Source organism: Streptomyces sp. NBC_01463, assembly GCA_036227345.1.
GTDB lineage: Bacteria > Actinomycetota > Actinomycetes > Streptomycetales > Streptomycetaceae > Streptomyces.
Window position 1 is genome coordinate 1,026,115 of record CP109468.1, and the last position, 14,181, is coordinate 1,040,295.

The 14,181-nt window shown below is 70.3% G+C and carries 10 protein-coding genes; all 10 read left to right on the forward strand.

Translation table 11 applies throughout. The annotated features are described in order from the left end of the window. Positions 1–4 precede the first annotated feature (4 nt). The 10 genes from OG521_04480 (at position 5) to OG521_04525 (ending at position 14,181) form a co-directional block, all read left to right on the forward strand. Entirely contained in the window at positions 5–970 is a 966-nt protein-coding gene (locus OG521_04480; protein ID WUW20082.1) for a carbohydrate ABC transporter permease, read from the forward strand. Between the two features lie 63 nt (positions 971–1,033). After that, the gene (locus OG521_04485; protein WUW20083.1) at positions 1,034–2,371 is read left to right on the forward strand and encodes a sugar ABC transporter substrate-binding protein; all 1,338 of its coding nucleotides are present in this window, start codon (positions 1,034–1,036) and stop codon (positions 2,369–2,371) included. Positions 2,372–2,710: 339 nt separating this feature from the next. Further along, entirely contained in the window at positions 2,711–3,751 is a 1,041-nt protein-coding gene (locus tag OG521_04490; protein ID WUW20084.1) for a substrate-binding domain-containing protein, read from the forward strand. Between the two features lie 88 nt (positions 3,752–3,839). After that, the gene (locus OG521_04495) at positions 3,840–5,432 is read left to right on the forward strand and encodes a sugar ABC transporter ATP-binding protein (protein WUW20085.1); all 1,593 of its coding nucleotides are present in this window, start codon (positions 3,840–3,842) and stop codon (positions 5,430–5,432) included. Next, positions 5,429–6,466, forward strand: a complete 1,038-nt coding sequence (locus OG521_04500; protein ID WUW20086.1) for an ABC transporter permease — start codon at positions 5,429–5,431, stop codon at positions 6,464–6,466. Before OG521_04495 ends, OG521_04500 begins: the two co-directional genes overlap by 4 nt. 648 nt (positions 6,467–7,114) lie before the next feature. Further along, positions 7,115–8,593, forward strand: coding sequence for a sugar transferase (locus OG521_04505; protein ID WUW26570.1), 1,479 nt, complete (start codon positions 7,115–7,117; stop codon positions 8,591–8,593). Positions 8,594–8,663: 70 nt separating this feature from the next. Beyond that, the gene (locus tag OG521_04510) at positions 8,664–9,980 is read left to right on the forward strand and encodes a nucleotide sugar dehydrogenase (GenBank protein ID WUW20087.1); all 1,317 of its coding nucleotides are present in this window, start codon (positions 8,664–8,666) and stop codon (positions 9,978–9,980) included. After that, positions 9,970–11,256, forward strand: coding sequence for a glycosyltransferase family 4 protein (locus OG521_04515; protein WUW20088.1), 1,287 nt, complete (start codon positions 9,970–9,972; stop codon positions 11,254–11,256). The genes OG521_04510 and OG521_04515 overlap by 11 nt, the downstream gene beginning before the upstream one ends. Next, positions 11,246–12,643, forward strand: a complete 1,398-nt coding sequence (locus tag OG521_04520) for a Wzz/FepE/Etk N-terminal domain-containing protein (protein ID WUW20089.1) — start codon at positions 11,246–11,248, stop codon at positions 12,641–12,643. Before OG521_04515 ends, OG521_04520 begins: the two co-directional genes overlap by 11 nt. Beyond that, positions 12,640–14,181 (forward strand): Wzz/FepE/Etk N-terminal domain-containing protein, encoded by a 1,542-nt coding sequence (locus OG521_04525; protein ID WUW20090.1) that lies wholly within the window; start codon positions 12,640–12,642, stop codon positions 14,179–14,181. Before OG521_04520 ends, OG521_04525 begins: the two co-directional genes overlap by 4 nt.

Below are 14,181 nucleotides of genomic sequence, written 5' to 3' on the forward strand. Positions count from 1 at the left end.
GCCGATGACCACCCCTCTCACCACAGCGGCGGCGACCGAGGCCGCCGAGCCCGCCGGCGGCGCTCCGGTGACCACGCCCGCGGCCACCACGCCGAGACGCCGGAAGCGGCTCCCGCACACCCCGCTCAACCCCCGGCCCAGCATCCCCCTGACCCTCGTCACCGGCCTGGCCCTGCTCTACACCCTGCTCCCGCTCGCCTGGCTCGTCATCAACTCCACCAAGGACCAGAAGGGACTGCTCGACTCCTTCGGGCTCTGGTTCGCCGACGACGTCAACCTCTGGGACAACATCACCCGCACCCTCACGTACGACGACGGCGTCTTCGTACGCTGGCTGCTCAACACGCTCCTCTACGTGGCCGCGGGCGCCGGAGGCGCCACCGTCCTCGCCGTTCTCGGTGGCTACGCCCTCGCCAAGTTCAACTTCCCCGGCCGCAAGGCGGTCTTCGCCGTCGTCCTCGGAGCCGTGGCGGTCCCGGGCACCGCCCTGGCCGTCCCCACCTTCTTGATGTTCAGCAAGATGGGCCTCACCAACACCCCGTGGGCCGTCATCATCCCGTCCCTGATCTCCCCGTTCGGGCTCTACCTGATGTGGGTGTTCGCCGCCGAGGCCATTCCCGCCGAACTCCTGGAAGCCGCCCGCGTCGACGGCTCCGGGGAGCTGCGCACCTTCTTCACGATCGCCCTGCCACTGCTGATGCCGGGCACGGTCACCGTCCTGCTGTTCTCGATGGTCGCGACGTGGAACAACTACTTCCTGCCGCTGATCATGATCAAGGATCCCGACTGGTACCCGCTGACCCTCGGCCTCAGCGCCTGGAACGCCCAGGCCCAGACAGCCGGCGGCGAGGCCGTCTTCGACCTCATCATCACCGGCTCCCTGCTGACGATCGTGCCCATCGTGGTGATCTTCCTGCTGCTCCAGCGGTTCTGGCAGTCCGGTCTCGCCGCGGGCAGCGTCAAGGAATAGGCCGCCGCCCCTCCACCCTCCCCTCTCCCACTCCACCCGCATCACCGACCAGGAGCACAGCCCATGAGAACGCACACCACCCGCAGACTGCTCGGCGCGCTCGCCGTGGCCTCCGCACTCGCGCTGACCGCCACGGCCTGCGGTTCCGACGCCGGGGACGGCGACGGGGGCAACGCCCCGAAGGACGTCAAGTCCGCCCTGGAGAAGGGCGGAAAGGTCACGGTGTGGGCCTGGGAACCCACGCTCAAGAAGGTGGCGGAGGACTTCGAGAAGAAGTACCCGAACGTCGACGTCGAGCTGGTCAACGCGGGTACCGGCGACAAGCAGTACACCGCCCTGCAGAACGCGATAGCGGCCGGCTCCGGCGCCCCCGATGTCGCACAGGTGGAGTACTACGCCCTCGGGCAGTTCGCCATCGCCAAGTCCGTCGAGGACCTGTCCCCCTACGGTGCCGAGAAGTTCGGCAAGACGTTCACGCCCGGACCGTGGAACGCGGTCACCCAGGACAAGGCGGTCTACGCCCTGCCCATGGACTCCGGCCCGATGGCCTTCTTCTACAACAAGAAGGTGTTCGACAAGCACCGCATCGAGGTGCCGACGACATGGGACGACTACGTGGCGGCGGCCCGCGCCCTCCACAAGGCCGACCCCAAGATCTTCATCACCAACGACACCGGTGACGCCGGGGCCACGACCAGTCTCATCTGGCAGGCCGGCGGCCGGCCCTACAAGGCCGACGGTACGGACGTGACCGTCGACTTCGGCGACGCGGGCACCAAGAAGTACACCGCCACCTGGCAGAAGCTCCTCGACGAGAAGCTGGTCGCGCCGGTCAGCTCCTGGAGCGACGCCTGGTACAAGGGCCTGGCCGACGGGTCCCTGGCCACCCTCTCCATCGGCGCCTGGATGCCGGCGAACCTCACCTCCGGAGTCGCGGCCGCCTCGGGCGACTGGCGCGTCGCCCCGCTGCCCCAGTGGACGAAGGGCGACAAGGCGAGCGCGGAGAACGGCGGCAGCTCGCTGGCCGTGCCGAAGGCCGCCAAGAACAAGGAACTCGCCTACGCCTTCACGGAGTTCGCCACCACCGGAGCAGGCGCCACCACCCGCGTCTCGGCGGGCGCCTTCCCGGCCACCAGGGCCGACCTGGAGTCGAAGGCGTTCCTCGACGCCCCGTTCCCCTACTTCGGCGGCCAGAAGGCCAACCAGGTCTTCGCCGAGTCGGCCCGCAACGTCGGCACCGACTGGTCCTACCTGCCCTACCAGGTGTATGCGAACTCGGTCTTCAACGACACCGTGGGCAAGGCCTATGTGTCCTCCACCGAGCTCACCGACGGCCTGAAGGCCTGGCAGGACGCGAGCGTCAAGTACGGCAAGGACCAGGGGTTCAGCGTCAGCGACTGACCCTCACCGCACACAGGCTGTTTGAAATTGTCGCACCCCCAGTTCAGTCGGCAGGCCTTCGAACCCGTTGGCGTGTCGGCTGAACTGGGGGCTTTTTATTACCCATTCACGGATATAGATGATTGCCTGTAACGGACTCATCTCACTCAGCCGCACCTCTTGACGTTCCAAGCATCGCGTTGTGTTATGTAGCTAAACGTTTGAACCTGTTTGATTCCCAGGATCCAGGTTCCTGCGACGAGGCGTTCTCTCAGCCCCGCAGCCCCTTCTTTCCTCCTCTCGTACCGACCTCCGCGCGACTGCCGGGCGGAGGTCGCTGTCAGCACCTAGGAGATCCCGATGTTCCGTTCCACCCCCAGCCGCGCGGCCGCTGCCACCGGTCTGCTGCTGACCCTCGGTCTGAGCACCGCGTGCTCCTCGGGCAAGGAGTCCACGGCGGACGGCCCGGCCGCCAAGGCCGACGGCCCCCTCTCGATCACGTATCTGCAGAAGCAGGGCGACCAGGAGTACTTCATCGGCGAGGCCGCCGGCGCGAAGGAGAAGGCGAAGGAGCTGGGCGTCGGCCTCAAGGTGGTCAACCTGGGCAACGACGCCAACAAGACCGTCAGTGAGGTGCAGTCGGCGATCGCGCAGAAGACGAGCGGAGTCGTCATCGTCGTTCCCGACCCGGCCGTCGGCCCGCAGGTCGTGCAGACCGCGAAGGACGGCAAGGTCGCGCTCCTGACCTCCGACGACCAGATCTGCGCCACGGGCCCCGACCCCGCCTCCTGCGGCAAGGGCGACCTCGTCCCGCGGATCGGGTTCAGCGGCTCCCAGATGGGCGAGGAGGTCGGGAAGCGTGCAGCCGCCGAGTACCGGAAAGCCGGCTGGAAGGCCTCCGAGACGCGGACCATCTCGGCCTGGAAGCAGGACGTCACCGTCTGCGGTGACCGGGTGGCTGGTGCCAAGAAGGCGTTCCGGGCGGCCGTTCCCGGTGTGAAGAACATCGACGTTCCCACCGACAACACCCCCACCGGCGCCCAGGACAGGATCGCCGCGACGATCACCGCCAACTCCGGCGTCAGGAACTGGGTGGTCTGGGGCTGCAACGACGAGAACGTCATGGGCGGCGTGACCGCGCTCGCCAACGCGGGCGTCGGCCCCGACCGCGTCATCGGCGTCGGGCTCGGCGCCTACCTCGCCTGCAAGGAATGGCAGTCCGACAAGCCGACCGGCATGAAGGCCGCGCTCTTCATCAACGGCAAGGACGTCGGAGCCCTGGCCGTCCAGACCATGTACGACAAGCTCAAGAACGGCAAGGACTTCCCCAGAGAGGCCTTCGCCCCCACCACCATGGTCGACCACACCTCGTGGAAGGGCGCCGGAGTCACGTGCGGCTGAGCGGTCCCCCGCGGGCGGGCGTCACACACCCCGTCGGCGACCCGCACCATGCCCCTGCCCGCACCGTTTCCCCGAGGTGAACCGACCCATGGATCCCACGCAACACCCGGCCGCCGCACCGGAGTCCGAGGGCGGACCCCCGCCGAGAGCGGCCCATCCGTTTCCCCTGGGGGTGTCGGGCGTCACCAAGCGCTTCGGCCCGGTACAGGCGCTCGGCGGCGTCACGCTGGAATTCCCCGCCGGACAGATCACCGCACTGATGGGTGAGAACGGTGCCGGCAAATCCACGCTCCTGAAGATCCTGACCGGTGACCATCAGCCCACCGAGGGGAGCGTCGTCGTGAACGGGGAGCCGATCGCGCTCGACTCCCCCGCACGCGCACGGGCCGCCGGGATACGGATCATCCCGCAGGAGCCCGAGATCATCCCCCACATCTCCGTGGCGGAGAACGTCTACGCCGGCGCGCTCCCCCGCACCCGCGGACGGATGCTGGACCGGGCAGGACTGAACCGGCGCATCAAGGCCGACCTGGACCGGCTGGGCTTCGCCCACGTCCTGGACCCGGCTCTGCTCGGCTCGCAACTCACTCCCGCCCAGCGGCAGTTGGTGGAGATCATGCGCGCGCTGACCGGGGGCACGACCGCACGGCTGATCGCGTTCGACGAACCGACGTCGTCGCTGTCGGAGCACGAGGTCGACGCACTCTTCACGCTCATCCGGCGGCTCCGCGACGAGGGCATCGCGCTCGTCTACGTGTCGCACCGCATGCAGGAGATCTTCCGGCTCGCCGACCGCGTCGCGGTGCTGCGGGACGGCAGTCTGATCGGCGTCCAGGATGCCGGGGCCACCGACGAGGGCGAACTCGTGCGCCGGATGGTGGGCCGCGACCTGTCCGCCGCGTTCGTACGTCAGCGCGTGGCCGTCGACCGGCTGGTCCTCGACGTCCAGAACCTCACGACCGACGATGTCACCGGTATCTCGCTCCAGGTACGGGCGGGTGAGGTCGTCGGGCTGGCCGGTCTGATCGGGGCCGGCCGCTCCGAACTCGCCCTCGCTCTCGCGGGCGACGTCCCCATCCGGAGCGGCAGCGTCACCCTCGACGGCACGCCGCTGCGCAGCGGCCGGCCGGGCGAGGTGATCGGTGCGGGCCTGGGCCTGGCGCCCGAGGAGCGCAAGGCCCAGGCGTTGTTCCTGCGGCAGTCCGTCAAGGACAACACGTCGCTCGTGGTGCTGGACCGGCTGCGGCGCTTCCGCTTCGTCCGACGCGCGGCCGAGCGCCGGCTCGCGCAGGAGTACACCGACCGGCTGCGGGTCCGCGCCCCGTCCATCGACCACGAGGTGGGCAAACTGTCGGGCGGTAACCAGCAGAAAGTGGTCCTGGCCCGCTGGCTCGCCCGCAGACCGAAGGTCCTGGTCCTCGACGAGCCGACGCGCGGCATCGACGTCGGCGCGAAGGCGGAGATCTACAAGATCATCGCCGATCTCGCCGCCGAGGGAGTCGCGCTGCTGGTCATCTCCTCCGAACTCCCCGAACTCCTCGGCCTGGCCGACCGCGTGGTCGTCATGCAGGGCGGCCGGATCACCGGCGAGCTCGACCGCGGCGAAGCCACCGAAGAATCCATCCTCCAACTCGCCATGGCCGACGACTTCGCCGGCACCGCCCCCGGAGCCTCCTCATGACTCTCACCCGTACCCCTTCCCCCGCTGTGAAGGAGTCCCCCGGCGACCGCCCCGCCGCACGCCGGCGGAACCCCGTCGCCGGCCTGGGCGGACAGAACATCAGCCTGATCGGCGCGCTCGCCGTCGTACTGGCCCTCTTCGGGGTCCTGAACGAGAACTATCTGAGCCTGTCGAACATGCAGGTCATCGCGGAGGCGGCGACCATCACCGGGCTGCTCGCGATCGTCCAGACCGTGGTGATCATCTGTGGCGGCCTCGACATCTCCGTCGGATCGCAGGTCGGCGTCGCGTCCGTGGTCAGCGCCATGACCTTCACCGCCACCGGATCGGGAGCGTTCCTCGGTATGGCCGCCGCCGTGGGCGTCGGCATGCTGATCGGCGCGCTGAACGGCCTCGTGATCGTCTACGGCCGGGTCAATCCGACGATCGCCACCCTCGCCGGCCTTGCCGCGTACAAGGGGCTCGCCCAGTTGCTGTCCGACGGACGCGCCCAGGGCTACGTCCTCAACAACGACGTCTTCATCTTCCTCGGGCGCGGGAAGATGGCCGGTCTGCCGGTCATGGTCTGGATCCTGATCGTGGTGGCCGTCACCGTCCACCTGCTGCTCAAGTACACCGACATCGGCCGCAATCTGTACGCCGTCGGCGGCAACGACACCGCTGCCCGCCTCGCCGGCATCAGCATCAACAAGTACCTGATCTGTGTCTACGCGCTCATCGGGGTGGTCGCCGCGGTCGCCGGAATCCTGCTGACCGCCCGTACCGGCTCGGGCCAGCCGGTCTCCGGCAGTGAAGGCCTCGAACTCAAGGCGATCACGGCCGCCGCGCTCGGCGGCGCGGCGCTCAAGGGCGGCAAGGGCGGCATCGGCGGCACGCTCCTCGCCGTCGCCCTCCTCGGCTGCCTGGAGAACGGCCTCACCGTCCAGGGCATCAACTCCTTCTGGCAGAACGTCGCCCAGGGCGCCCTCCTCGTCATCGCCGTCGTCATCCAGCAGCGCCGCAACGGCGAGAGGGCGGTCGGGCTCCCCCACTGAGCGCTCACGCGTTGCGCTGTCCGCCGCGCCTCCCGGCCGGCGGGTGGACAACTCCCCAACCGTCACCCGGACTCTCCTCCTCCCCCGGCGCCGCCAGGGCACGAACCGACCGGATACCGGACATCACCACCGGTGCGCCGGGTCACCGAACCGGTTGACAGTGGGAAATAGGGCACTCCTTCCCCAGTCTGCGTACCAAATGCGCGCATCCCCTGCACATGCCGGTCCGGGTGGTCTAGATTGACCATGCTTCAGCGATGAGGCCGCAAGGCGACTATTAACGATCTTCAGGTTCGGCGCCACGAGTCAGCGATTAATACCCGGCTTCACATGCGGGAATGATCGATTCCTGAGACCTGCAAGGGATACCCGGGTGCGGGGAGCACCTGGACTTTCCGCGGTTCGACGCGCACTTCGGCGGTCCGACGGCCCGGGTGCGTCACTCAAGAGACGCTGAAGCAAGAGACGCTGGAGAAACATCGGTACGTCATGCGCGGAAAGGCCGTGTGCCTTCCGCGAGCACGAACAGCGCAGTGTCTGGGGCGGAGCCTCCCGTTGGGAGGATCTGTGCGGGAGGTGGGGACCTCTCGTGGGGGGAGAACAGTGCTCGGCGGACACGTCGAACCACTGATGACCTGGGGGGGTTCTGTGTGGCAGGGGGAATTAGTCGGCCCTTTTCCGTCGGCGCACGAGCGTCTGGCGAAGGGGGCGAACAGTCCGCTCGCGATCGGGTGGGAACTGCGGTACCGCCGTACCGTGATCATCAGCGACACGGTGTCCACCGCCTTTGTGGTGGCGGTGATCGGCAATTTCTTCGGAGTGCGGGACGCGGCCAACTGGCATGAGAAATGGGGGATTCTCGCATTCGGCACCGAAGTGCTGGTGCTGGGAGCGCTGGCCGTGAGCCGGGCGTGGGCTCCGGCCGTTCTCGGCCAGGGTGCGGAGGAATTCCGCAGGCTCGGGCGCTCACTGTTCGCGGCCACGGTCGTACTGGCCCTCGGCGGAATCGCCCTGACCTCGCGCAACATCAAACTCTGGATCTTCGTCGCGATCCCCGCCATCGCGGTCGTGACCATGACCACGCGGTATCTGCTGCGTCTGTGGCTGCACAGACAGCGCAAGGAAGGACGCTGTCTGAGACCGGTGCTCGCCGCCGGAAGCCTGGCCACCGTCAGCGATCTGATCGCCCGGACCCGCAAGTTCCCGCACCTGGGCTGGCGGGTGGACGCGGTGTGCACGACGGACGGCGCCGGTCTCGACGGTGACCAGCTGGACGGGGTGCCGGTCGTCGGGCGGCTCGCCGAGGTCGCGGGACACGTGCAGCGGGACGGCTACCGCGTCGTCGCGGTCACACCGGACCCGCACTGGTCACCGGACCGGCTGCAGCGGCTCGCCTGGAACCTCGAAGGCAGCGATGCCGAGATGGTCGTGGCCCCCGTGCTGATGGAGGTGGCCGGTCCGCGGCTGCACGTCGACGCGGTGCTCGGCATCCCCATGCTGCGGGTGAGCATGCCGGCCTTCACCGGAGGCCGCCGGGCGATCAAGGGGGTCGTCGACCGGATGGGCGCGGCGCTCCTGCTGCTGCTGTTCGCGCCGCTGATGGTGGGCGTCGGGCTGATCGTGCTCGTGGACAGCCGGGGCGGTGCGTTCTACCGCCAGCGCCGGGTCGGCAAGGACGGCCGCGAGTTCACCATTCTCAAGTTCCGCACCATGGTCACCGGGGCCTGCGGAGCCCGTGCCGCACTGGCGGACCTCAACGAGGGCGCCGGTCCGCTGTTCAAGATGCGCCGGGATCCGCGGGTGACGCGGGTGGGACGGGCGCTGCGCCGGTACTCGCTCGACGAACTGCCGCAGCTCTTCAACGTACTCACCGGATCGATGTCACTCGTCGGCCCGCGCCCGCCGCTGCCGGAGGAGTCAGCCGCGTACGGCCCGGACATCCGGCGGCGGCTGCTGGTCAAGCCCGGGCTCACCGGCCTGTGGCAGATCAGCGGACGCAGTGACCTGCCGTGGGACGAGGCGGTCCGGCTCGACCTGCGGTACGTGGAGGACTGGTCGCTCGCCCTGGACACGGTGATCCTCTGGAAGACGCTGCGGGCGGTGCTCTACGGGCAGGGGGCCTACTGATGCACGGGAGACATCGGGCGGGCACGCGGACTGCAGGCCGGCAGGGCCTGCCTGGGGGGAGGGACGCATCATGAGAGTCAGTGTCTTCGGGCTCGGATACGTGGGCTGTGTGTCGGCCGCGTGCCTGGCCGACATGGGTCACGAGGTCATCGGGGTGGACGTCAACCAGGTGAAGATCGACCTGGTCAACGACGGCAAGGCCCCGGTGGTCGAGGAGCGGATCGGTGAACTCATCGCCGAGGTGGTGCGGAGCGGGGCGTTACGCGCCACCGCGGACGTCGCCGAGGCGATCAGGGAAAGCGAGGTGTCGCTGGTCTGTGTGGGCACCCCTTCGGAGCCCAACGGCAGCCTCTGCACGACGTACTTGGAGCGGGTGGCCGAGCAGATCGGCGCCGCGCTGGCCGAGCGGGGCGGGCGGCACACCGTGGTGTTCCGCAGCACCATGCTCCCGGGCACCTGTCTGAACCTGCTGGTCCCGCTCCTGGAGAAACACGTCGGCGGTACCGCGGCCGGCGGGATCGGCGTCGCGGTCAACCCGGAGTTCCTCCGCGAGGGCTCCAGCGTGCGGGACTTCTTCGACCCGCCCAAGACCGTCATCGGCGAGCTCGACCCGGCCAGCGGCGACACGGTGCAGAAGCTGTACGAGGGACTGCCCGGCGAGGTGTTCCGGGTGCCGATCCCGACGGCCGAGGCGATCAAGTACGCGGACAACGCGTTCCACGGGCTCAAGATCGGCTTCGCGAACGAGCTGGGCGCGGTCTGCCAGGCGCTCGGGGTGGACTCGCACCAGGTGATGGACGTGTTCCTGGCCGACCGCAAACTCAACATCAGCCCCGCCTATCTGAGGCCCGGTTTCGCCTTCGGCGGCTCCTGCCTGCCCAAGGACCTGCGCAGTCTCGTCCACGCGGCGCAGCGGGCCGATGTCTCGGTGCCCATCCTGTCCCATGTGCTGCCCTCCAACTCCGACCATCTGCAGCGCGCGGTGGATCTGGTCGAGCGCACCGGCAAGCGCCGGGTGGGGCTGTTCGGTCTGTCCTTCAAGCCCGGCACCGACGATCTCCGCGAGAGTCCGCTCGTCGAGCTGGCGGAGAGGCTCTTCGGCAAGGGGTACGACCTGCGGATCCACGACGCCAACGTGAGCCTCTCCCGGCTGCTCGGGGCGAACCGCGAGTACATCGAGAACCGGCTGCCGCACCTCGCGCATCTGCTCGCGGACTCCGTCGACGAGGTGCTCGAACATGCCGAGGTGTGCCTGGTCGGGACCCGTGATCCGGCCGTCCTGGCGGCGCTGCCGCACGGTGACGCCCCGGTGATCGTCGACCTCATCCACCTCCCCGACGCCGACGCGCGTCGGGCCGAACCGGGGTACGTGGGCCTTGCCTGGTGACACTTCGTTCGATGACATAGCCGGCGGCCGTCGCGGCCGGCGCGCGCTGATCCTGGTGGAGAACCTTTCGGTGCCGTTCGACCGGCGCGTGTGGCAGGAGTGCACGACGCTGCGCGACGCGGGCTGGCGGGTCGACGTCATCTGCCCCCGGGGCAGCAAACGGGACACGGAGGCCGAGGCCGAGATCGACGGTGTGCGGATCCACCGCTACCCGTTGCGCGCGGCGACCGGTGGGCCGGCCGGATACCTGCGGGAGTACGGATCGGCGCTGTGGCACACGGCCCGGCTGGCCCGCAGGGTCGGCCCCGTCGACGTGGTCCACGCCTGCAATCCGCCCGATCTGCTGTTCCTGCCCGCCTGGTGGCTGAAGCGGCGCGGCGCACGGTTCGTCTTCGACCAGCACGACCTGGTGCCCGAGCTGTATCTCTCCCGGTTCGGCCGGGGCGAGGACCTGCTCTACCGCGCGGTGTGCGCGCTGGAGCGGCTGACCTACCGGGCCGCGGACATCGTGCTCGCCACGAACGAGAGCTACCGGGACGTCGCGGTGCGCCGTGGCGGCCGGCGGCCCGAGGATGTGTTCGTGGTGCGCAGCGCGCCCGCGACCGACCGGTTCCGGCCCGTGCCGCCCGAGCCCGGACTGAAGCGAGGCAAGCCTCATCTGCTGTGCTATCTCGGCGTGATGGGCCCTCAGGACGGGGTCGACTACGCCTTGCGGGCCCTGGCGAAGCTGCGCGACGAACTCGGGCGGACCGACTGGCACGCGGTGTTCGTCGGCTCCGGTGACGCCTTCGACGCGATGGTGGAGCTGTCCGGGCGGCTCGGGCTCGACGGACAGGTGCAGTTCACCGGGCGCATATCCGACGAGGACCTGGTGCGGTACCTGTCCACCGCGGACGTCTGCCTCTCCCCCGACCCGCACAATCCGCTCAACGACGTGTCGACGATGAACAAGGTCCTGGAGTACATGGCGATGGGCCGGCCGGTCGTCTCGTTCGACCTCCGGGAAGCGCGGGTCTCCGCAGGTGACGCCGCCGTGTACGCGCCCGCCAACGACGAGGCCGAATTCGCCCGGCTGATCGCGCTGTTGATGGACGATCCGGAGTTGCGGGCACGGATGGGCAAGACCGGGCAGGAGCGCATCGGCGGCGAGCTCTCCTGGCGCAACTCGCAGCGGTCGCTGCTCGCCGCCTACGCCGCCGCCTGCCGTGACCGCACCGCGGCGCCGGCGGACGGCGGGAGCACCGGACAGGGAGAAGGCCGCGCCGTTGAGCGATGACACGATACGCCTGGTCACCATCGGGCGGATGCTCCGTCGGCGCAGCCGGTTCCTCGTCGTGGTCGCCGTTCTGGGCGCGCTGGCGGGCTACGGCACCTCGATGCTCTTCCCGCCCCGCTACACGGCGACGGCCTCGGTCCTGATGCAGGGCCAGTGGGAGGACCGTGAGCTGCTTACCCAGGCGGAGATCGCATCCAGTTCGGCCGTGGTCGACCGGGTGGGCGCCTCGCTCCGCCTGCCCGGTGTCAGCCCCGGCGAGCTGCGGGACCAGGTGCGGGCCAAGGCCGCCGAAGGGAACATCATCAAGATCTCGGGTACGGCCGACACCCCGCAGCGCGCCCAGCGGCTCTCCGACCAGGTGGCCCAGGAGTTCGTCGCGTTCGCCGCGCGGATCGCGGGCGGCAGCACCGACCCCGACACGGCGGCGGGGCCCGAGGCGCTGCGGCAGGAGGTGACGCGGACCAACCGCCGCATCACCGAGCTGGCCAATGCGGCCGATCCCGGGCAGACCGTGGAGAGCGTGCAGGCCCGCACCGAGCTGGAGAAGCTGCGGACCACGCTGCAGGACGCCATGAAGAAGCTGGACGAGGCCGACCCGACGGCAGGCGAGGCGGGCATGGTCGTGATGGGTCCGGCGGCCCGGCCGACCGGTGAGGCACCGCCCACCAGGGCTCAGCTCATCGGTGCCGGGGCCCTGCTGTTCCTTCTGCTCGCGGTGGTCGGGCATCTCACCGCCGCGCGGATGAACCGCAGGCTGCGCACCGAACCGGAGATCTCGAAGGCGCTGGGCGCCACGCTGCTGGGCACCGTCGACATACCCGGTGGGCGGCGCGCGTACCGGCCACCGGCCCGTGGCGCGCGGGCCCGGCTCCGCCGGCTGCTGGGCGTCGACACGCCCTGGGAACTGCCGGCCCCTCAGACGTCCGACGACGAGGCGGGCCGACGGCTCCGTTACCGGCGGGTGTGCGCGCGCCTCCGGGACCGGCTGCCGGTCTCCCGGCGGCTGCTGGTCGTCGTACCGGACGGCGATCCGGTCGCTCTGCGGGCGGCGGCGCAACTGGCCGCCGATGCCCGGAACGATCTTTCCCTGAACTCTTCGGGCAAGGGATACCCTGCGCTGCGCGTGGTGGAGGTGTCGGTGTCCCGGCCGATGGTGCCGGACCGCGACACGGAGTCAGGTGCCCTGGTCGTGCTGAGTGCGGGCAGCCGGACCGCGGAGGAGCTGGCCGGTATCGCCGAGGCGTGCGAGGACGGCGGGCACGAGATCTTCGGCTTCGTCGTCGCCGGCACGGTACGGACCCGCGCCGCGCGGTCCGCCGGTCATCCTCCGGGCGACACCGCCGCGGCGCCCGCGGTTCACCGCCACGCGGCGGGGGGTGTCGCGTGACGACGGACAGGACCACGGAGGCGCTGCCGGACTCGCCGGCGTCCGCCCCACTGCTGGACCTCCAGGCGCTGGTGGTCGCGGTGCGCAGGCGACGCCGTCTCTGGTGCTCCATGGCGCTGCTGGGGCTGCTGGCCGGTGCGGCGGCGGCCGTCCTGCTGCGGCCGGAGCCGACCGCTGTGACGAAGGTGCTGGTCACGCATCAGGCGGACCAGCCGAACGACACCGGGACGCTGATCCGTACGGACGTCGAACTGCTCGGCACCACCCGCATCGCCGGCCGGGCCCTGAAGTCCCTGAAGTCCACGGAGAAGCCGGAGGACTTCATGCGGGACTACCGCGGCACGGGCCTGACCAACAACGTGCTGGAGATCGAGGTGACGGGCGAAAGCGACGCGGACGCGGTGGCCCGGGCCGAGGCGCTGGCCGACGCGTTCGTCGCGGACCACGTGACGCGGATGCGGGAGGCCGCGGAGGGCGAGTCCCAGGCGTTGCTGGACCAACGTGACCGTGTACAGGGAGAGTTGGACGAGGTCAACAAGTCGATCGGGGACCGGACCCCGGAGAGCGACCCGGCGGCGTCGGCGAGTCTGGAGTCGCTCTTCGCCCGCCGGGCCGAGCTCAACTCACGGATCGCCGATTTCGACGAGCGCGCGGCCCAGGCGCGCACCGGCGCGCCCCAGGTCCTGGCCGGCACGCAGATCGTGGACACGCCGCGCGCGGTCCGGCACTCCCTGCCCAGGGCCGTCGGCACGGACGCCGCGATCGGGCTGGCCCTGGGGCTCGTCCTCGGGCTCGGGCTGGCCGCGGTCGGCACGGTGGTGGCCGACCGTCCCGTCCTGCGCCGCGAGATCGCCGCGGGTCTGGGCGCCTCGGTCATCGCGGAGCTGCGCCACCCGCCCCGCAGACCGGCCGGGCGGTGGCAGCGCCGGCGGACCCGGGCGGCCCGCGAACGGCTCACCCGCTCGCTGGCCCGCGCCGTCCGTGACGGCACGGGACCCGTGTCGCTGCTGGAGCTGGGATGTGCGCGCGGCACCGGCGCGATCGCCCTGGACCTCGCCGGTGCGCTGACGGCCCAGGGGCCGGTGGTCGTCGTCGACGGACTCCCGGACCGGCGGCTGGCGGGGCTCCGCCCGAAGCCGGGAGCCCCGGCCGTGGTCACCGCGGAGCGGGCCGCGGCCGTGCCGTACGAGACGCGCCGGCTCGGTGTCGGCTCGGCGGTGCCCGGCACGGTGTGGGCCGACCTCCAGCACCTCGGCACGCGGACCGTGCTCGTCGTACGGGCCGGGCACGTCAGCACGGCCTGGCTGCACACCGTGGCGCGGCAGCTCGCGGATCAGCTCATCGAGGTGATCGGTGTGGTGCTGCTCGACTCCGACCGCCGGGACCGGTCCGACGGGACGTTGTGGGACGGGCCGCGCACCGTGCGGCCCGACCGGAGAGAGCGCCCGGCCCGGCCGAGCGGAACAGGTCTGCCGCGCACGGAGCGGCCGCCGATGCCGGCCGCACGGATACCCGACACCGAACAGGAGGCGCGCTAG